The organism is Streptomyces sp. NPDC016309, from assembly GCF_043077235.1.
Taxonomy (GTDB): domain Bacteria; phylum Actinomycetota; class Actinomycetes; order Streptomycetales; family Streptomycetaceae; genus Streptomyces.
Genome location: NZ_JBIBSG010000008.1, coordinates 233,310 through 252,016, shown reverse-complemented (window position 1 = coordinate 252,016; position 18,707 = coordinate 233,310). Strand labels below are relative to the sequence as shown.

Here is an 18,707-nt window from a genome sequence, read left to right as displayed (position 1 = left end):
ACCACGTCCGGCGGCCCGGTGGATCACCGTTCGATCTTCCAGGGCAGGGTGAGCCCGTACTTCCACAGGTAGACGCTCAGCAGCGCCGCGATGATCACCAGGCCGACGGTGGTGAGGATGATGTTGCGCCGCCGCACCTTGGGGTCGAGGGCCCGCTGCGCGGCCTCGGTCACTTTCCGTTTGGTCCAGCGCAGCACGAGCTGCGCCCAGACGAACTCGGTCGCCCAGATCGCCATGCCGCCGAAGATCACGACCCAGCCCGGCCCCGGCAGCACCAGCATCGAGACGCCGGCCGCCACGACGGCGAGGCCGACGACGAACACGCCGACCTGCCAGCTGATGTGGAGCGTCCTGCGCGCCTTGATGAATTCGGGCGCCCGCGAACCGAGTGCCGGTTCCGCGGTCGCCTCCCCCGTCACGTCCCCCGTGGCGGGTGTGGTGGTCGCCGGTCGGGCGACCTTGCCCCGCTCGTCACTCTCCGCGTTCATGAGCACCAACCTACCCGACGGCGACCGGGCACCGGAATGGACGTATAAGGCCCGCTTACACACCGCCATACGAGGTACCTCAAGGGCCACAAAACAGACAGAGGGGTTTACAACGGCACCGTAGGTGGCATGTCGATTTCGCCGACGTGCGAATCCCCGAGCGCACACTGAGCGAAAGGCCCTGGCGCTTATGAACACCACGGTCAGCTGCGAGCTGCACCTGCGCCTCGTTGTATCCAGCGAGTCCTCACTGCCTGTACCGGCGGGCCTGCGGTATGACACGGCCGATCCCTATGCCGTGCACGCCACCTTCCACACCGGAGCCGAGGAGACGGTCGAGTGGGTGTTCGCCCGCGACCTTCTCGCCGAAGGGCTCCACCGCCCCACGGGCACCGGCGACGTCAGAGTATGGCCGTCCCGCAGCCACGGCCAGGGCGTCGTCTGCATCGCGCTGAGCTCCCCGGAGGGCGAAGCCCTGCTCGAGGCCCCCGCGCGTGCCCTGGAGTCGTTCCTGAAGCGGACCGACGCCGCGGTGCCGCCCGGCACCGAGCACCGTCACTTCGACCTCGACACGGAGCTCTCGCACATCCTGGCCGAAAGCTAGGGCCAGGCCGAGAGCCGCACGGCGCCGTCCGACTCGGGGCGACGGCGCCGCGCGGAGAGCTCGTACGGCCGTGACCGGCCGGATACGGCGACACCGGCGCCGTCACCGCGGAAACCACCGCGGTGACGGCGCCGGTGCGTTTCCGGCCGCCCGGGCGCCCCGCTCCCCCGGACACCGCCCCGGCGCCCCGCCGGCGAGCCGCTAGAGTCGGCGCCATCCGGCGGGCGCCCGCCCGCGGCAGGCCAGGGAGCGAATCGTGCTGATCCCCCACGACACCCGGATCGCGCTCGACACCGTCGTCGATCTGCTGAACACCGCGCCCGAGGGCGGCCGGGGCGACGGGCTCGGCACCATCGCGGCGCTGTACGCCTTCGTACGGGACCACAACGTCAGCGGGGTCACCGACCTCGGCGAGCCGGACCTGCGGGCCGTACGCGACGTACGAAAACGATTCGCCGAGGTGTTCGCGGCACCCGACGCCCGTACCGCCGCCGAGCTGATCAACCAGCTCGTGGCCGCCGCCGGCACCACGCCGCAGCTCACCGACCACGACGGCTACGACTGGCACGTGCACTACTTCGCGCCGGGCGCCTCGGTCGCCGACCACCTGGCCGCCGACTGCGGCATGGCGCTGGCCTTCATCGTGGTCGCCGGCGAGCAGGACCGGCTGCGCCGCTGCGAGGCGCCGGACTGTGGACGGGCCTTCGTCGACCTGTCCCGCAACCGCTCGCGCCGCTACTGCGACAGCCGCACCTGCGGGAACCGGCTCCACGTGGCGGCGTACCGGGCCCGCCGCAAGGAGGCGGCGGCGGGCTGAACCGCACCGCGCCGGGCCCGGCCGCGGTTACAGCACGAACAGATCGTGCACCGCGGCCATCAGCAGCAGGCAGCCGATGACCGCCAGGAAGATCACCAGCGGTGGCTGGGAGAGCGCGAACAGGCATCCGCGCCGCTCCTCGACGGTGGTACCGACGGTCATGTCGCCGGTTCTGTCGGCGGCTTCTCCGCCGGAGGTGGCGGAGGTGTGAAGGGCGTGGGTTCTGTCGATGACCTCGTCGATGGCGTGCTGGGCGGTTGCGTAGGTGGCGGGGAACGACTCCCGCGTGGTTTCCGGCATCTCGGTCCCGATGATGGCGCAGCCGGTCACCGCGTGAACGGCGAACGCACATGATCGGCAGGGGAGTTCACCCCTTCCCGTGGTCCCTGGCCGTGTGCCGTGCTCAGATCCCGTGCTTCTTGAGAATGGCCTCGATGTCGCTGAAGTCGTCGGCGGGCTTCGCCGTGGCGCGGCCCCCGGCTCCCAGCGACGGCGCGGACGCGGCCGGCTCGGCCGCCGGGCGGCCCTCCCCGCCCTCCGCCCGCTCCCGGCGGGCCTTGCGACCCCCGCGCTCGGCACGGGTCCCGCCGGCGCGCCGGCGCTCCACGGCCCGGGTCGTCATGAACAGCAGCCAGGACAGCCCGAGCACGGCGAAGCCGCCCCACGCCACCGGGCTGAAGGCGGTCCGGGCCAGCCACTCCACGGCACCGGTCATGACCAGCCCGAGCGGGACCAGCGCGTAGGCGGCGACACGGGCGGCGGCCAGGAACCTCTTGCGGTACGCGGTGAGCGCCGCGATGCCCAGCCCGGCGGCGGACACGGCGGAGCAGATCGTCTCGGCGAGCATCCGGTCCTCCAGGCGGGTGCGGACGGTACGTCCCCTCCATCCTGCACCGCCCGGCCGCGCCGCGGCCATGCCCCGAGCGGCCACCGGGGCGATCTCCGGGACATCTCAGGGCCCGCCTCCACCCCAGGTCCCGGTTGGGGCCCCGGCGGTCCTGCTGGAAGACTGCCCCCATGAACGACTCCACCACCGACCGCACCGCGAGCCCCGTCGTCCTGGACGTCTGGTGCGAGCTCCAGTGCCCCGACTGCCACGCCGCCCTGGACGACCTGCGCGCCCTGCGCGCCCGGTACGGGGACCGGATGGAGGTGCGGCTGCGGCACTTCCCGCTGGAGAAGCACCGGCACGCCTACGCCGCCGCGCAGGCCGCCGAGGAGGCGATCGAGCAGGGCAAGGGCTGGCCGTACGCGGAGGCGGTGCTGGCCAGGACCCAGGAACTGACCGCCCGGGGCGAGCCGGTACTGATCGACACGGCTCGCGAACTGGGCCTGGACGCCGAGGAGTTCGACACCGCCCTGATCGACGGCCGGCACCTGCTGATCGTCGACGCCGACCAGGCGGAGGGCAAGGCCATCGGCGTCACCGGCACCCCGACGTACGTGATCGGCGGCGAGCGGCTGGACGGCGGCAAGAGCCAGGAGGGGCTGCGCGAGCGCATCGAGGAAATCGCCGACCGGCTCCTGGCCGAGCCGGACGGCCGGTCCTGAGGGCCCTCAGAGCAGCGGCTTGACGCTGTTCACGTGCGTCGTCGCGTACCCCAGCGACTCGTAGAGCCGCTGGGCCGGCGCGTTGCCCGCGAAGACGTGCAGGGCGATCCGGCGCTCCCCCGCCTCCAGCGCGATCCGCTCGGCCAGCAGCATCAGCGCCCGGCCGTACCCCCTGCCCCGCTGCTCGACCGTCACCTCGACGTCGTACACGAACGCGGCCTCCTCGCCCGGGGAGAGCTCCAGCCGGCCGGTCCACAGGTGCCCGACGGGCAGGCCGTCCCGGACCGCCACGTGGAACGCGGCCCCGGCCGTGGCCGGGCCGTCCGGCAGGTGCCGCAGCCGGCTCGCCTCGGCCCGCGCCACCGCCTCCTCCTCCGGTACGCCCCGCTCGGCCCAGCTCCGGGCGAACCGCCGCTGGGAACGGACCTCCCACTCCGCGTACTCGACCCGGGTCATGGGCCTGGTCAGGACCTCCGGGGGCAGCTCCGGCGGCGGCCCGGTGAGGTCCTTGGCCATGTTGCGGCTGCGCTCGGTGTAGCCGAGGGCGGTCGCCATCCGCAGCGCGGCCTCCGCCCCGGCCGGTACGGAGACGGTGACCTGGTCGCAGCCCCAGTCGCGCAGCACCTCCTCGGCGGCGAGCGCGGCCACGGTGCCACGGCCGCGCCGCCGGTCCGGCTCCTCGATGCGGAGCGAGCGGATCAGCCCGGCCGGCCGCCGCCCCGTGCCGGGGACGGTGCCGAGCTCGACGGAGCCCGCGCGGCGGCTGTTCACGCAGACGTCGTAGAGGCGCGAGCGGCCGCCGTCGGGGGTCTGCTGGAGCGGCCCGGCCGGCCGCAGGGTGGTGGTCATCGCCTGTGTCCTACCCACCCCGCGCCCGGCTGCTCACATCTGGGCCGCGCGCTCCGCGAAGATCCGCATGGCCTTGGCGGTGACCGGCCCCGGCGCACCGGGCAGCTCGCGCCCGTCGACCCGGTGGACCGCCTGGACGTCGCGGAGGGTGGAGGTCAGGAAGATCTCGTCGGCGCGCTCCAGGACGTCCATCGGCAGCACGGCCTCCTGGGCGCCGGTCCATTCGACGGTCAGCGCCCGGGTGATGCCGGCGAGGCAGCCGGAGGCGAGCGGCGGGGTGTACAGCCCGCCGTCCAGGACGACGAAGACGTTGGAGCCGGTGCCCTCGCAGAGCTGTCCGACCGTGTTGGCGAACAGCGCCTCGCTCGCGCCCGCCTCGTGGGCCCTGGCGAGGGCGACCACGTTCTCGGCGTACGAGGTGGTCTTGAGCCCGGCCAGCGCACTGCGCTCGTTGCGGGTCCAGGGAACGGTGATCACGGCGGTGCTGTCGGGGCGGGGCCGCGTCTCGCCGAGGGCGACCACCAGCGTCGGTCCGGCGTCGCCACGGTCGGAGCCCAGCGGGGACAGCCCCCCGGTGTACGTGACCCGCAGCCGGCCCAGCGGCATCGGGTTGGCCTCCAGCACGGCGGCGCAGGCCCGGCGGACCTCGTCGAGGTCGGGGTCGGGCAGGCCGAGGCCGCGCGCGGAACGGGTGAGCCGCTCCAGGTGCGGGTCCATCGCGAAGGGCCGGCCGTCCACGGCCTTGAGCGTCTCGAAGACGCCGTCACCCACGGTGAGTCCGTGATCGAGTACGGAGACCTTGGCGGCGTCCGCGTCGTGCAGCGCGCCGTTGACCCACAGTTTCATGTCCCGATGGTCCTTCCACTCGCCTCGTACGTGCCCGACGCTACAGCGAGCAGCCGGGAGGCCTTCAGTTCCGTCTCGTCCCACTCGCGCTCGGGGTCCGAGCCCCAGGTGATGCCCGCGCCGGTGCCGAAGCGCAGCACGCCCGGGCCTTCCGTGCGGTCGATCCAGAAGGTGCGTATGCCGACGGCCAGCTCGCCGGTGCGGCGGTCGGCGTCGACCCAGCCGATGCCGCCGCAGTACGGCCCCCGGGGGGCGGTCTCCAGCGCGTCGATGATCCGCAGGGCGCTCGACTTGGGGGCGCCGGTCACCGAACCGGGCGGGAAGGTGGCGTCCAGCAGGTCCTTCCAGCGGGCCCGGGGCGCCAGCTCGCCGCGCACGGTGGACACCAGGTGCACGAGCCCGGGGTGTTCCTCCAGGGCGCACAGGGCGGGCACGGTGACCGATCCGGTGGCGCACACCCGCCCCAGGTCGTTGCGGACCAGGTCGACGATCATCACGTTCTCGGCGCGGTCCTTGTCCAGGAGGTCCTCGGCGGTCCGCCCGGTGCCCTTGATGGGGCCGGACTCGACGGTGGCGCCGTCCCTGCGCAGATACAGCTCCGGCGAGGCGGTGGCGATCTCCACGCCGTGGGCGGGGAGGCGAATCGTTCCGGCATAGGGGGCCGGGTTGCCGCGCGCGAGGAGCGCGGTGAGCGCGTCCACGTCGGCGGCGGGGTCCGGCAGGGGCGCGGAGAGCACCCGGCAGAGGTTCGCCTGGTAGACCTCGCCCGCCGCGATGTGCTCCCGGATCCTCCGTACGCCGGCGGTGTACGCGGCGCGGTCGAGCGAGGACGTCCAGTCACCGGCGGCCGGCCCGCGCCAGGCGCCGGGAACGGGCGCGGGCACCGGGTCGGGACGTACGTCGCCGAAGCGTGCGCAGGTCAGACGGCCCTCGAAGTCCGCGCTGACCGCCCAGAAGCCGGTCGAGTCGAGGGCCTCGGGGTCACTGGTGACATCCCGCAGGTCGGTTGCGAGGAGGCCGCCGAAGCGGGCCAGAGGAGCGAGGTCGTGCACGGATGCGAGTCTATGGCCGGGGCCGACGGGACGGTGCGGAGCGGGCTCAGCGCAGCACGCTGGGCAAACGCGTTTTTGTGCTGGCCCGGGAATCCGCTAGAGTTCAACACGTCGCCGGGACGCGGAAGCGGAACGGAAACGACAAGCGGACGTGGCTCAGTTGGTAGAGCATCACCTTGCCAAGGTGAGGGTCGCGAGTTCGAATCTCGTCGTCCGCTCGAAGTGGGGGATCCATCCCGAACCCCTGCACTCCTGGTGGAGTGGCCGAGAGGCGAGGCAACGGCCTGCAAAGCCGTCTACACGGGTTCAAATCCCGTCTCCACCTCCAAGGACGATTAGCTCAGCGGGAGAGCGCTTCCCTGACACGGAAGAGGTCACTGGTTCAATCCCAGTATCGTCCACTGGATCTTCGGATCCCCCGCGCGATTAGCTCAGCGGGAGAGCGCTTCCCTGACACGGAAGAGGTCACTGGTTCAATCCCAGTATCGCGCACGCAGTGCCCGTGATCTCCGGATCATGGTCCCGAGGACGATTAGCTCAGCGGGAGAGCGCTTCCCTGACACGGAAGAGGTCACTGGTTCAATCCCAGTATCGTCCACACGCCCCGGAGCCCCGGCCGCATCACGCGGCCGGGGCTTCGTCGTCGTCTCAGGACGAGAAGAGCATCCGGCCGAAGCCGCGGTGGTGGCCGTGGTGCCCGTGGTGCGGGGCGCCCCAGGCGGGGGCGTGCGCGGCCGGGTAGGCCTGCGGGGCCGGCGGGGCGGGCGGGGCCTGCTGGACCCACTGCGCCTCCAGGCGGGTCAGGGCCTCCAGCTCGCCGTAGTCCAGGAAGATCCCCCGGCAGCCGCTGCACTGCTCGATCTGGACGCCGTTGCGGTTGTAGGTGTGCATGGGGGCATGGCACTTGGGACACTGCATGCTCGGCTCAACTCCTCGCCGTACGGATGGTGTCCTCACCCTACGACGGAGCCGCGGCGTCCAACTCGGGTGGGAGTGTCGCGATTCGGGTACAGGCGTCGATCACGCTCAGTTCGACGTCGTCCAAGTCCCGGCTCTCGGCCGTGCTCTTGGCGATCGCGAGGGCGGCCGTCTGGACCGTCAGCGCGCGGGCCGGCACGTCCAGCCGGGGCCAGGGGTCGCCGTCGGCGGGTACGGCCGGACCGCCCGCCGCCCGGTAGGCGCCGAGGAAGCGGTCCCACACCCGCGGAGCCAGCAGCCCGGCCGCGTACCAGGCGGCGGGGCGGGCCAGGTCCCACGCGGGCTCGCCCACCCCCAGGTCGTCGACGTCGATCAGCAGCCAGGGCCCGGTGGCGGCGGGGTGGCGGACGAGCTGGCCCAGGTGCAGGTCCCCGTGGCAGAGCGCCGCGCCCGTCCCGGGCGGTACGGCGGGGCCGGGTGCCTCGTCGCGCGCCCAGGCGGGAAGGCGGCGCCAGGCGGCCCGTACCGGCGCGGCGGCCGGGTGCGGTCCGGCCGCCGTCATCCGCGCCACCGCCCGGGCCGCCTTGGCGGGGCCGCGCATCACCGGCAACGGACCGGGCAGGTCGCCGGGCGGTACGCGGTGGAGGCGGGCGAGCAGGGTGGCCGCCTGCTCCCACGGGGCGGCCTCCGGGTCGCCCGGGTCGACGGGGCTGCCGTACGGCCAGGCGCTCACCGGTCGGCCGCCCACCTCCCGCGCGGCCACCGGGAGGGGCGGCAGCAGGATGCCCGCGAGGCGCGGGTGGGCGGCGACGGCGAGGCGCACGCGGTGGGCGGCGGCCTCGGTGTCCGGGGCGTGCGCCTTGGCCACGGCGTGCCCGTGCCGGACCACGGTGCCGTCCGGGCGGTCCGCCAGGACGGCGCCGGACCCCCGGCAGGCGCGGCAGTCCGGGTGGGGCACGGCCCGCCGGGCCACGGCGTCGAGCTCCCGTACGAGGGCGTCGGTCTCCTGCTGCTGCACGCCACGACCTTACGGGTGCGGTGCGGTGCGGTGCCCGGGCGCGGGGCGGGCCCCTCAACGACGGGCACGTCAGCCTCGGACGATCCGGCCTGCGGACGACGCACAAGGGAGAGGGCCACGGCCTCGGCGAACCGGTCCGCAGACGGGCGACGGGCTGGGGTGGGGCCGTGCAGGGTCGCCCCCGCAGAGGCCGGCGGCGACGAACGGCCACACATCCGGTAGGGCGCCCCGCCGGCCTCAAGGAGGTGAGCCCGGAGGAGCCACACCCCCCACCCACCGGCAGGCACCGCGCACCGCGCACACCGCCCCGCGGCACGGGCGGGCAACCAGGGTCGGGGGGACAAAGCGGTGGCCGGCAGCTCCCCAGCTGCCGGCCACCGCTGCCGTCCGCCGCACCCCCGTCCCCACGGGGTTGTTGGCCGGATGACCCCGACCCGGGCCGCTCTCCCGGGTCCGGGGCGCCGTTCAGCGCCCCAGCATCACGCCCACGGACGACGCCTGTGTGACCACTGCGTCCCAGCCGCCGAAGGCGACCACCAGGAGCACGGCCAGCGGGAGGACCATGGCCGTGGCCACCAGGGGGTGGCGTCGGCCGGACGGGCGGGCGCCGAACGAGGCGTACGCCTTGCGTCCCTGCGTGCGGACCATCGTCCGCGTTGCCGTGTCCGCCATGGTTCCTCTCCTGTCGTTTCGGCAGCGGCGGGTGTCTGACCTCGGGGGACGAGTGCTGCCACCCGCCGCTTGACCTCAACATTAGGGAAGCGGTGGGCCCGGCACGTCATGCCCGCGTACCCATTCGCGGGCCTCCCGGAGGATGAGCCGCCACCGGACGGCGTACTCCCCTGGGTGGAGACGGACGTGCCGGTGTGGGGGACTTCCCGGAGGGGTCCGCGGCGCCGGGTGACGTCACTCACGTCCGGTCGGCGCCTCCGTACCGCCGGTCACCGTGGAGGGTCAACACCCGTATCGGGGGCGGGGCTTGAGGTCACGGGCCGCTCCTGGGGGGCCATCGGCACTGACAATCGATCGGTTCGCGAGGGCGCGGCCTATGAGCGCGCCGGGGCGCGGGTACGTAAGCTGTGCCACGTCAAACGGACACCGGTGCAGCGAGGGTGGGGCCTCCCCACCGCAGGTAGGGGACGGACATGGCGATGATGCGGCTCCGGCGCGAGGACCCGCGTGTCGTCGGCTCATTCAGGCTTCACCGGCGGCTCGGCGCGGGCGGCATGGGGGTCGTGTACCTCGGTTCCGACCGGCGGGGGCAGCGCGTGGCCCTGAAGGTGATCCGGCCGGATCTCGCCGAGGACCAGGAGTTCCGTTCGCGCTTCGCCCGCGAGGTGTCGGCCGCGCGGCGGATCCGCGGCGGGTGCACGGCCCGGCTGGTGGCGGCCGACCTGGAGGCGGACCGGCCCTGGTTCGCCACGCAGTACGTGCCCGGACCCTCCCTGCACGACAAGGTCGCCGAGGAGGGTCCGCTGGTGGCGGCCGACGTGGCGGCCATCGGCGCGGCGCTCTCGGAGGGCCTGGTGGCCGTGCACGAGGCCGGGGTGGTGCACCGGGACCTGAAGCCGTCGAACATCCTGCTGTCGCCCAAGGGCCCCCGGATCATCGACTTCGGCATCGCCTGGGCGACCGGCGCGTCCACGCTCACCCATGTGGGGACGGCGGTGGGCTCGCCCGGCTTCCTGGCGCCCGAGCAGGTCAGGGGCGCGGCGGTCACCCCGGCGACGGACGTGTTCGCGCTGGGGGCGACCTTGGCGTACGCGGCGATGGCGGACTCGCCCTTCGGGCACGGGAGTTCCGAGGTGATGCTGTACCGGGTGGTGCACGAGGAGCCGCAGTTGCACGGCGTGCCGGACGCGCTGGCGCCGCTCGTGCGGGCGTGTCTGGCGAAGGACCCGGAGGAACGTCCCAGCACCCTGCAACTGTCCATGCGGCTCAAGGAGATCGCCGCCCGGGAGGCGCAGGGGCTGTCCGACGTCCGGCCGCCGGCGCCGCGGCCGGCCGCGAGGCCGGTGGACGACCGGCCCACGGGGCGGCTGACGGAGCGTTACACGGAGCGCGGCACCCAGGACCGGTCCCCGCGCACGCCCGCGCCCGGGGCGCGCGGCGCGTCGGCTCCGCGCGCCTCGTCGCCGCGCAATCGGCCGCCGGCCCGGACCGGCGGCGGCCGGACGGCGTCGCGGCCGGGGGTCCGTACGGGAGCGGGCGGTGCGCGCCGGCCGGCGAACCCGCGGCTGCTGCGTCAGCGGATCTTCGTCTTCGTGGTGGTGACGCTGATCGTGCTGCTGGGCATCGCGGCGGCGCAGGGCCTCCAGGGATAGGGACCGGGGCCCCCTGGAGGGCCGCCGGTCAGGCCCCGGGGCGGCCGGTGGCCACCGCGTAGAACGCGACGGCGGCCGCCGCGCCCACGTTGAGCGAGTCCACGCCGTGGGCCATGGGGATGCGCACCCATTCGTCGGCGGCCATCAGCGCCTTGGTGGTGAGTCCGTCGCCTTCCGCGCCCAGCATCAGGGCGACGCGCTCCAGCCGGTGCGGGGCTGCCGCGTCGATGCTGGTGGCCTTCTCGTCGGGGGTCAGCGCGAGCAGCCGGAAGCCGGCTTCCCGTACCATCTCCAGGCCTCGGGGCCAGGTGTCGAGGCGGGCGTAGGGGACGGAGAAGACGGCGCCCATGGAGACCTTCACGGACCGGCGGTAGAGCGGGTCCGCGCAGTCGGGCGACAGCAGGACCGCGTCCATGCCGAGGGCGGCGGCGCTGCGGAAGATGGCGCCGATGTTGGTGTGGTCGTTGACGCCCTCCATGACGACCACCCGGCGGGCACCGGTGAGGAGTTCGCCGGCCGTGGGCAGCGGCTTGCGCTGCATGGAGGCGAGCGCGCCGCGGTGCACGTGGTAGCCGGTGACGCGTTCGGCGAGGTCCGGCGTCACCGCGTACACGGGCGCCGGGACCTCGTCGATCACATCGCGCATGGCGTCGACCCACTTGGCCGACAGCAGCATCGACCGCATCTCGTACCCGGCCTGCTTGGCGCGCCGGATGACCTTCTCGCCCTCGGCGATGAAGAGGCCCTCGGCCGGCTCGCGCCGGCGGCGCAGCTCGACGTCGGTCAGACCCGTGTAGTCGTGCAGGCGCGGGTCGTCGGGGTCGTCGATGGTGATGAGTTCGGCCACGGGGTGATACTGCCTCGTCCGGTATGGGGTGCCAACGGGTTACTTGGTGCTCTTGTGCGGGCCTTCGGCGACGACCGGTCCGATGACGATGACCGCGGGCGGGCGGACGTCCTCGGCCCGGACCCGCTCCGCGACCGTCGCGAGCGTGGCGTCCACGCGCCGCTGGGAGGCCGTCGTGCCCTCCTGGACGAGCGCGAGCGGGGTGTCCGGGGCCTTGCCGTGCGCCACCAGTGCCTCGGCGATCGCGCCGATCTTGTCGACGCCCATGAGGATGACGAGGGTGCCGGTGAGCTTGGCGAGCGACGCCCAGTCGACGAGCGAGCGCGGGTCGTCGGGGGCGACATGGCCGCTGACGACGGTGAACTCGTGCGCCACGCCCCGGTGGGTGACCGGGATGCCCGCCGCACCGGGAACGCTGATCGAGCTGGAGATGCCCGGGACGACCGTGCAGGCGATGCCGGCCTCGGCGAGTGCCTGCGCCTCCTCCATGCCCCGGCCGAAGACGAAGGGGTCGCCGCCCTTGAGGCGGACGACGGACTTGCCGGCCTTGGCGTGCTCGACGAGGGCGTTGTTGATGGCCTCCTGCGCCATGAACCTGCCGTACGGGATCTTCGCCGCGTCGATCACCTCGACGTGCGGCGGCAGTTCGTCGAGCAGGTCGCGGGGGCCGAGGCGGTCGGCGATGACCACGTCCGCCTCGGCCAGCAGCCGGCGGCCGCGCACGGTGATCAGGTCCGGGTCGCCGGGGCCGCCGCCGACCAGGGCGACGAAGGGCGTGCGGGAGCGGTGGTGCGGGGCCGCGATCGAACCGTCGCGCAGCCCCTCCACGATCGCGTCCCGTACGGCGGCGGAACGGCGCGGGTCGTGTCCGGTGAGCACGGCGACGGTGACGCCCTCGCTGCGGCCGGTCGCCGGGGTCCAGGCCGTGGCCGCCTCGGCGTCGTCGGAGCGTACGCACCAGACGCGGTGGCGCTCGGCCTCGGCGGACGCGCGGGCGTTGGCCTCCGGGTCGGTGGCGGCGATCAGGGCGTACCAGGCGTCGGCCAGGTCCCCGTCCTCGTACCGGCGCTTCACCCAGGTCAGCTCGCCGGCCTCCACCATGGCTTCGACGGACGGCGTCGCGGACGGGGAGACCAGGGTGATGTCGGCGCCGGCCGCGATGAGGGCGGGGAGGCGGCGCTGGGCGACCTGGCCGCCGCCGATGACGACGACGCGGCGCCCGGTCAGGCGCAGTCCGACGGGGTAGGCGGGGTGCTCGGCGTGCTCGGCCATGACGGTGCGGCTCCTCGGCAGGGCGGTGGTGCGGTGTGCGGGGCCGCTGCGACGGTGAAGCGGCTGGTGGGGCGGGGGCGGCGCGGTGGGGGACGCTGCCGACCACGATACGGTGCGCTCCGCCGGACGGGTCCGGGGCGGTGGCCCGGGCCGGGCGGCCGGCGGGTCCGGGAGGGGCGGAGGGTGGCCGGGCGGTGCCGGAGGCCCGGGGGCCAAGGGGGCGGGTGGTGGCCGGTGGACCGGGAGGCGGGCGGTACGGGCGGCGGGGGCCGCCGGGGCTTGCGTCCCCGGCGGCCCTCCCCCGCCGCGCCCGCTACTTCTCCGTGACGCCCGCCGAGTCGAACGTCGCCACCTCGTGCATCGCGCGGGCCGCGCTCTGGATCACCGGCAGGGCCAGCAGGGCACCGGTGCCCTCGCCCAGGCGGAGGTCGAGGTCCACCAGCGGGCGGAGGCCCAGCTTGTTCAGGGCCGCCATGTGGCCCGGCTCCGCGCTGCGGTGGCCAGCGATGCACGCCGCCAGCGCCTCGGGGGCGATGGCCCGGGCGACGAGTGCCGCCGCTCCCGCGCTGACCCCGTCGAGGACGACGGGCGTGCGGAGGGAGGCGCCGCCGAGGATGAACCCGACGAGCGCCGCGTGCTCCAGGCCGCCGATGGCCGCGAGGACACCGATGGGGTCGGCCGGGTCCGGCTGGTGCAGCTCCAGTCCGCGCCGGACGACGTCCACCTTGCGGGCGTGCATCTCGTCGTTGATGCCCGTGCCCCGGCCGGTGACCTCCGCGGCGTCGGCGTCCGTGTAGACGGAGATCAGCGCGGCGGACGCGGTGGTGTTCGCGATGCCCATCTCACCGGTCAGCAGCGCCTTGTTGCCCGCGGCGACGAGGTCCCTGGCCGTCTCGATGCCGACCTCGACGGCCGCGAGGACGTCCTCGCGGCTGAGGGCGGGGCCGGTGGTGAAGTCGGCGGTGCCAGGGCGCACCTTGCGCGGCAGGAGGCCGGGGGTGGCCGGCAGGTCGCCGGCGACGCCGACGTCGATCACGCAGACCTCGGCGCCCACCTGGTTGGCGAACGCGTTGCAGACCGCGCCGCCGCCCAGGAAGTTGGCGACCATCTGGGCCGTCACCTCCTGGGGCCAGGCGGTGACGCCCTGGGCGTGCACGCCGTGGTCGCCGGCGAAGATCGCGACGGCCGCGGGCTCGGGGATGGGCGGCGGGCACATCCGGGACAGGCCGGAGAGCTGCGCGGAGATGATCTCCAGCATGCCGAGCGCGCCGGCCGGCTTGGTCATCCGCTTCTGCCGCTCCCAGGCCTCGCCGAGCGCCTTGGCGTCGAGCGGGCGGATGTTGGAGACGGTCTCCTGGAGGAGGTCGTGCGGCTCCTCGCCGGGCAGGGCGCGGCGGCCGTACGTCTCCTCGTGGACGACCCACGACAGCGGGCGGCGCTTGGACCAGCCGGCCTGCATCAGTTCCGGCTCCTCCGGGAACTCGTCGACGTAGCCGACGCACAGGTACGCGACGACCTCCAGGTGCTCGGGCAGGCCGAGGGCGCGGACCATCTCGCGCTCGTCGAAGAAGCTGACCCAGCCGACGCCGAGGCCCTCGGCGCGGGCGGCGAGCCACAGGTTCTCGACGGCGAGCGCCGAGGAGTACGGGGCCATCTGCGGCTGGGTGTACCGGCCGAGGGTGTGGCGTCCGCCGCGGGTGGGGTCGGCGGTGACGACGATGTTCACCGGGGTGTCGAGGATGGCCTCGATCTTCAGTTCCTTGAACTGCTTGGCCCGGGCCTTCGGCAGCGACTTGGCGTACGCCTCGCGCTGGCGCTGGGCGAGCTCGTGCATGGTGCGCCGGGTCTCTGCCGAGCGGATGACGACGAAGTCCCAGGGCTGCGAGTGGCCCACGGACGGTGCCGTGTGGGCCGCTTCGAGGACCCGGAGGAGGACCTCGTGCGGGATCGGGTCGCCGCGGAAGCCGTTGCGGATGTCCCGGCGCTCGCGCATGACCCGGAGCACGGCCTCGCGCTCCACGTCGTCGTAGCCGGGGGCGGGCGCGCCCTGGACGGGCGCGCCCTGGACGGGGGCGTCCGGGGCGGGGGCGTCGGGGGCGGGGGCGTCCGTGCCGGGGGTGGCGTCCGCTTCGGGCGTGGCGTCCGGGGCGGGTGCGTCCGGGGCGGGTGCGTCCGGGGCGGGTGCGGCGTCCGCTTCGGGCGTGGCGTCCGGGGCGGGGGCGTCGGAAGGGGCAGGGGCCTCGGGGGCGTCCGGGGCGGTGGGCGCCTCCTGGGCGGGGGTCTCCGCCGTCGGGGGGACCTCGGCCTGCCCGGCGTCGGCAGCCTGCTCGGGGTCGGCCGTCTCCAGGACCTCGGGCTGCTGCTCGGGGGCGGCCTGCGCGGGCTCGGCCGCCGGCGCAGGCTCGGGCGCGACGGCCACGGGCTGCGGCTGCGGCTCGGCGGCCGGCTGCTCGGCGAGGACCGGCTGGGCGGCGACGGGCTGCTCGGCGGCGGGCTCCGTTGCCACCGGCTCGGCGGGCTCGGCGGGCCCGGCGGGCTCGGCGACGGGCTGCTCGGCGACCGGCTCCGGTGCCACCGGCTGCTCGGGCGCGCCAGGCTCGGCGGGCGCGGGCTGCTCGGCCACCGGCTGCTCGGGCACGGGCTCGACGACGGGCTGCTCGGCAACCGGCTCCGGCGCGGCCGGCGCGGCGGCGGGGGCGTCGCCGTCGCGGGGGGCCGGGACGGTCACGGCGACGTCCGCCGCGGGCTCCTGGGCGGCGGCGACGGGTTCGGCGGCGGGCTCCTGGGGGGCCGGCTCGGCGGGCGGCGCGGGCGCCAGGTGCGGCGCGGTCGGGACGGTGCCCTCGACCGGCACGAACTGCCCGGCCGGCGCGGGCACCTGCTCCGGAACGACCGTTTCTGCTGTGGCAGGCGGCGATGTGTGGGGCTGCTGGGGTTGCTGTGGCTGCGGGGACCACGGCTCCGCGCTCTGCGGCGGCAGCTCACCGAGCTGCGGACCGGGCAGCGGCGACGGCACCGGCTCCTCGCGGGGCACGTCCAGGTACTCCAGGCCGCCGGAGGTCGCCGGACCGGGCTGGGCGGGGCCGCGGTCGGCGAGCGAGCGGACGACGCCGCCCGTGGCGTCCGGGACCGGCGGGCCCATGTGGAGCGGGCGACGCGCGGGCGCGGGAACCTGCGCCTGGGCGGGCTCGGGGGCGGGCGCCGGGACCTGGGCCTGCGCCGGGGCGGGCTCGGGCATCCGTACGCCGGTCAGGTCGACCGACCCGGAGTCATGCCCACCGGCCTCGTGCGCGCCCGCCTCGTGGACGGCGTGCTCGTGGTGGACGACCGGCTCCTGGACGAACTGCTCCGGCGCGACCGCCTCCCGGGCGGCCTGCTCGGGGGCCGTTGCGGCCTGCTCCGGGGCGGCCGGTTCGTACACCGGGGCCACCGGCTCGTGGGCGGCCGGCGCGGCCTGCGCCACCGGCTCGAACACCGGCTGTTCCTGCTGGAGCTGCTGGGCCTGCTGGGCCTGCTGCTCGGCGATGACCGCCGCGCCCACCGGGTCCACCGCCGCGGGGACGGTCGGGGGCATCGCCATGGGCGCCGGGGCGACGCCGGCGTGCGGCTCGCTCCAGGCTCCTTGCGACCCCGGCATCAGCAGCAGGTCGTCGTCCTCGGCAGCGGTGTCGGAGGGGTCCAGGAAGGTGTAGGCGCCCGGGGCGGGGACGCCCGGCTGCTCCACCATGCCTGCGTTCTCCGGCTGCCCCTCGCCCGGGACCTGGCCGGTGTCAGTCATGCGTACCCCTCGCCCATCGGTTGTGCTCCTTCAGACCGTCGCCCGCCAACAAGAACGAGCATGCGCGCCGCGCGGCACGAACGACCCGCGGACAAGACGTATTGTCGCGGCCTTCTGCCGCCGTGGCAGCGGGATCCGCCACCGTCGGCTGTGGACTGCGCCACGTCGCGCAACCCCCCGGTAGCGCCGTACGGCGGAGGGGCGCCGGAAAGGCCCCCTCGTCCGGATGCCGACGAAGCGATGTGCCGGTCGTCCGGCCGCCGTACAACGATCGGCCAGCCTACCTGCCGTGGTGTAGTGACATGGTCACGGGGAGGGTGCCGGCCGGTGGCCGGACAGCAGGAAGACGACCGTGCGGTCGCGTTCGGTCCAGGCGCCGGGGTCGAGTTCGACGGACTGGAGGAGCGCGCACTCGACCGCGTACCCGCCCTCGGTCAGCGCCGCCCCGACGGCCTCCGCCTCGTCCCGGGTGGTGGCGTGCGTGACGATGCGCTCGGGCCGGCGGTCCGCGCAGGCGGTGACGACGGCCACTCCCCCGCCCCCGATCCGTACGACATCGGGTTCCGGCAGCCGCTCCAGCACGTGCGGCGCCCGTCCCGCCACCGTCTGGACCTGGACGCCGTAGTGGCGTGCGGCGGCCTCGGTGCGGGCGCAGGCGGCCGGGTCCTCGTCGACCGCGATGACGGCGGCCCCGAAGCGGGCGGCCTCCACGGCGAGCGCGCCGGCGCCGCAGCCGATGTCCCAGACGAGGTCGCCGGTGCGGGGGCCGAGGCGGGCGAGCTGGGCGGCGCGGAGGTCCGCCGTCTCGCCGGTGCGGAGGTCGTCGCCGTACGCGTGCGCGGGCAGCCCCCAGCCGCGTACGGCTCCGGGGTCGGGGCCCATCAGCCAGCCGCCGCCCTGGGCGCCGGCCGCGGCGCCGCCGATGACGATGACGACGTTGGGGTCGCGCCAGGCGTGGTCGGCGGCCTTGTCGGAGGTGAGGACGGTGACCTGTTCGCGTTCCGTGCCGAGTTCCTCGCAGATGACGAACGTGCGGTGGACGTCGTCGAGGAGGAGGGCGAGTTCGGCGGGGCCGGCGCCCGGGGAGGTGAGGACGGCGACCTTGGGGTGGGCGCGGCAGACGTTGACGGCGCGGCGCAGCGTACGGCTGTGGGCGACGACGACGTGGGCGTCGTCCCAGGGCATGCCGGCGCGGGCGAAGGCGGCGGCGACGGAGGAGACGGCGGGCACCACTTCGACCTCCAGGCCGTACTGGGGTGCGCGCAGGGTGCGGACGACGCCGAAGAAGCCGGGGTCGCCGTCGGCGAGGACGACGGCGGTGCCGCGGTGGCCGGCGATGCGGCGGGCGGCGAGGTCGACGCTGCCGAGGCGGACGCGTTCGGCGGCGGGAGGGATGTCCGGGAGGGCCAGATGGTGGCCTGCTCCGGCCACCAGGGTGGCGGCCGAAAGGGCGGACCTGGCGGCCGTGGTGAGGGGCGAGCCGTCCCAGCCGATCACCGTGACCCGGTCGGCCATCTTCGTCTGTCTCCTGGAGTGTTGTGGAGGTCGGGTGGAGTGCTGGTGAGCGTACCGGGTGTCAGTTCCAGTCGGTGAACGAGGAGTATCCGGCGTCGGCGAGCTGGTCGGCGGCGCCTTCGAGGTCCTCGGGGAGCAGGCTCCAGACGATCAGGTCGGTCCTGATGTCGGTCCAGCCGCCGTCCTCCGTCTGGGTGCGCGCTATCCAGGCGTTGCGGAGGACGCCCTCGCTGATGCAGCCGATCTTCTGGGCGACCTGCTGGGAGGCGGTGTTGTCGGCGGCGGTGCGCAGTTCCAGGCGTTCGAAGCGCTGGTGGCGGAAGAGCCACTGGGCGACGGCGAGGACGGATTCGGTGGCGTAGCCCTCGCCGCGGGCCCAGGGGGCGGTGACGTAGGCGACCTCGGTGGCGCGGGTGCGCCAGTTGGTGTTCTTCAGGTGGATGGTGCCGACGAGGCGCTGGGTGAGGAACTCGGTGACGGCGAGGACGACGCCGCGGCCTTCGGTGCGTTCCCCGGGAGCGATCCTGCGGACCCAGTCCTCGGCGTGGCCGGTGGTGTAGGGGTGCGGGGCGGAGGTCCAGGCGACGACCATCTCGTCGTTCATCATCTCGGTGTGCGCGGGGATGTCCGACTCGTCGTAGGGGCGCAGCACCAACCGTTCCGTGCTGATGGAGATGTCCGGAAAGGTGGTAGTCATGCGCAGCTCCATGCAGGGGACCGTCCGTAAAGGCCGTGAAGGCACAGCATGCAGCATGCAGCCGGTTGTGCGCATGGCCGGGTCGGTACGGATTCGTCGGTACGGATACGTCGACTCGTCGATGCGTCGAC

At 74.6% G+C, this 18,707-nt stretch carries 18 protein-coding genes and 5 tRNA genes; 9 read left to right on the top strand and 14 right to left on the bottom strand.

The window, feature by feature from the left end:
* Window positions 1-23: 23 nt before the first annotated feature.
* Window positions 24-488 (bottom strand): TIGR02611 family protein, encoded by a 465-nt coding sequence (locus tag ACF068_RS21790; protein WP_392275922.1) that lies wholly within the window; start codon window positions 486-488, stop codon window positions 24-26.
* 190 nt (window positions 489-678) lie between these two features.
* On the opposite strand from ACF068_RS21790, the gene ACF068_RS21785 reads away from it, so the two are divergent.
* Together ACF068_RS21785 and ACF068_RS21780 are read left to right on the top strand one after the other, a co-directional pair.
* The gene (locus ACF068_RS21785; protein WP_003959770.1) at window positions 679-1,092 is read left to right on the top strand and encodes an SsgA family sporulation/cell division regulator; all 414 of its coding nucleotides are present in this window, start codon (window positions 679-681) and stop codon (window positions 1,090-1,092) included.
* A 256-nt stretch (window positions 1,093-1,348) separates the two neighbouring features.
* Window positions 1,349-1,909 (top strand): CGNR zinc finger domain-containing protein, encoded by a 561-nt coding sequence (locus ACF068_RS21780; RefSeq protein WP_392275921.1) that lies wholly within the window; start codon window positions 1,349-1,351, stop codon window positions 1,907-1,909.
* Window positions 1,910-1,936: 27 nt separating this feature from the next.
* Here ACF068_RS21780 and ACF068_RS21775 read toward each other — a convergent pair whose 3' ends face one another.
* Both ACF068_RS21775 and ACF068_RS21770 read right to left on the bottom strand, forming a co-directional pair.
* A complete protein-coding gene (locus tag ACF068_RS21775; RefSeq protein ID WP_392276067.1) occupies window positions 1,937-2,209 on the bottom strand; it encodes a hypothetical protein in 273 nt (90 codons plus the stop codon).
* 103 nt (window positions 2,210-2,312) lie between these two features.
* Entirely contained in the window at window positions 2,313-2,756 is a 444-nt protein-coding gene (locus ACF068_RS21770; protein ID WP_392275920.1) for a hypothetical protein, read from the bottom strand.
* Window positions 2,757-2,926: 170 nt separating this feature from the next.
* Between ACF068_RS21770 and ACF068_RS21765 the strand changes: the two genes are divergently transcribed.
* Window positions 2,927-3,460, top strand: a complete 534-nt coding sequence (locus tag ACF068_RS21765; RefSeq protein ID WP_392275919.1) for a DsbA family protein — start codon at window positions 2,927-2,929, stop codon at window positions 3,458-3,460.
* A 6-nt stretch (window positions 3,461-3,466) separates the two neighbouring features.
* Here the strand turns inward: ACF068_RS21765 and ACF068_RS21760 are convergent, their stop codons facing one another.
* Genes ACF068_RS21760 through ACF068_RS21750 form a run of 3 tightly spaced genes read right to left on the bottom strand, consistent with a single transcriptional unit; the run spans window position 3,467 to window position 6,207 of the window.
* A complete protein-coding gene (locus tag ACF068_RS21760) occupies window positions 3,467-4,309 on the bottom strand; it encodes a GNAT family N-acetyltransferase (RefSeq protein ID WP_392275918.1) in 843 nt (280 codons plus the stop codon).
* Between the two features lie 33 nt (window positions 4,310-4,342).
* Window positions 4,343-5,155 carry an aminotransferase class IV gene (locus ACF068_RS21755; protein WP_392275917.1) on the bottom strand — a complete coding sequence of 271 codons (813 nt, stop codon included), beginning with the start codon at window positions 5,153-5,155 and terminating at the stop codon, window positions 4,343-4,345.
* Window positions 5,152-6,207, bottom strand: coding sequence for a chorismate-binding protein (locus ACF068_RS21750; RefSeq protein ID WP_392275916.1), 1,056 nt, complete (start codon window positions 6,205-6,207; stop codon window positions 5,152-5,154). The genes ACF068_RS21755 and ACF068_RS21750 overlap by 4 nt, the downstream gene beginning before the upstream one ends.
* A 145-nt stretch (window positions 6,208-6,352) precedes the next feature.
* On the opposite strand from ACF068_RS21750, the gene ACF068_RS21745 reads away from it, so the two are divergent.
* From ACF068_RS21745 to ACF068_RS21725, 5 genes are all read left to right on the top strand, one after another.
* Window positions 6,353-6,425: transfer RNA gene (locus ACF068_RS21745), tRNA-Gly, on the top strand.
* 36 nt (window positions 6,426-6,461) lie between these two features.
* Window positions 6,462-6,535 (top strand) — tRNA-Cys (locus ACF068_RS21740).
* A 1-nt stretch (window position 6,536) separates the two neighbouring features.
* Window positions 6,537-6,608 (top strand) — tRNA-Val (locus tag ACF068_RS21735).
* A 19-nt stretch (window positions 6,609-6,627) separates the two neighbouring features.
* Window positions 6,628-6,699: transfer RNA gene (locus tag ACF068_RS21730), tRNA-Val, on the top strand.
* A gap of 34 nt (window positions 6,700-6,733) precedes the next feature.
* Window positions 6,734-6,805 (top strand) — tRNA-Val (locus tag ACF068_RS21725).
* 50 nt (window positions 6,806-6,855) lie between these two features.
* Here the strand turns inward: ACF068_RS21725 and ACF068_RS21720 are convergent.
* From ACF068_RS21720 to ACF068_RS21710, 3 genes are all read right to left on the bottom strand, one after another.
* Window positions 6,856-7,125, bottom strand: coding sequence for a zf-TFIIB domain-containing protein (locus tag ACF068_RS21720; protein WP_392275915.1), 270 nt, complete (start codon window positions 7,123-7,125; stop codon window positions 6,856-6,858).
* A gap of 40 nt (window positions 7,126-7,165) precedes the next feature.
* Window positions 7,166-8,143, bottom strand: coding sequence for a phosphotransferase family protein (locus tag ACF068_RS21715; RefSeq protein WP_392275914.1), 978 nt, complete (start codon window positions 8,141-8,143; stop codon window positions 7,166-7,168).
* Between the two features lie 465 nt (window positions 8,144-8,608).
* On the bottom strand, window positions 8,609-8,815 hold the full coding sequence (locus ACF068_RS21710) for a hypothetical protein (protein WP_392275913.1): 207 nt from the start codon (window positions 8,813-8,815) through the stop codon (window positions 8,609-8,611).
* A 473-nt stretch (window positions 8,816-9,288) separates the two neighbouring features.
* Here ACF068_RS21710 and ACF068_RS21705 point away from each other — a divergent pair, with 473 nt between their 5' ends.
* Complete coding sequence (locus tag ACF068_RS21705; protein WP_392275912.1) at window positions 9,289-10,467, top strand: serine/threonine-protein kinase; 1,179 nt, start codon at window positions 9,289-9,291, stop codon at window positions 10,465-10,467.
* Between the two features lie 28 nt (window positions 10,468-10,495).
* Here the strand turns inward: ACF068_RS21705 and ACF068_RS21700 are convergent, their stop codons facing one another.
* From ACF068_RS21700 to ACF068_RS21680, 5 genes are all read right to left on the bottom strand, one after another.
* Window positions 10,496-11,314, bottom strand: coding sequence for a TrmH family RNA methyltransferase (locus ACF068_RS21700; RefSeq protein WP_392275911.1), 819 nt, complete (start codon window positions 11,312-11,314; stop codon window positions 10,496-10,498).
* A 39-nt stretch (window positions 11,315-11,353) separates the two neighbouring features.
* Window positions 11,354-12,586, bottom strand: coding sequence for a uroporphyrinogen-III C-methyltransferase (gene cobA, locus ACF068_RS21695; protein ID WP_392275910.1), 1,233 nt, complete (start codon window positions 12,584-12,586; stop codon window positions 11,354-11,356).
* 313 nt (window positions 12,587-12,899) lie between these two features.
* Entirely contained in the window at window positions 12,900-16,364 is a 3,465-nt protein-coding gene (gene cobT / locus ACF068_RS21690; RefSeq protein WP_392275909.1) for a nicotinate-nucleotide--dimethylbenzimidazole phosphoribosyltransferase, read from the bottom strand.
* Window positions 16,365-16,670: 306 nt separating this feature from the next.
* On the bottom strand, window positions 16,671-17,879 hold the full coding sequence (gene cbiE / locus ACF068_RS21685; RefSeq protein ID WP_392275908.1) for a precorrin-6y C5,15-methyltransferase (decarboxylating) subunit CbiE: 1,209 nt from the start codon (window positions 17,877-17,879) through the stop codon (window positions 16,671-16,673).
* 61 nt (window positions 17,880-17,940) lie between these two features.
* On the bottom strand, window positions 17,941-18,588 hold the full coding sequence (locus ACF068_RS21680) for a GNAT family N-acetyltransferase (protein ID WP_392275907.1): 648 nt from the start codon (window positions 18,586-18,588) through the stop codon (window positions 17,941-17,943).
* Between the last annotated feature and the right edge of the window lie 119 nt (window positions 18,589-18,707).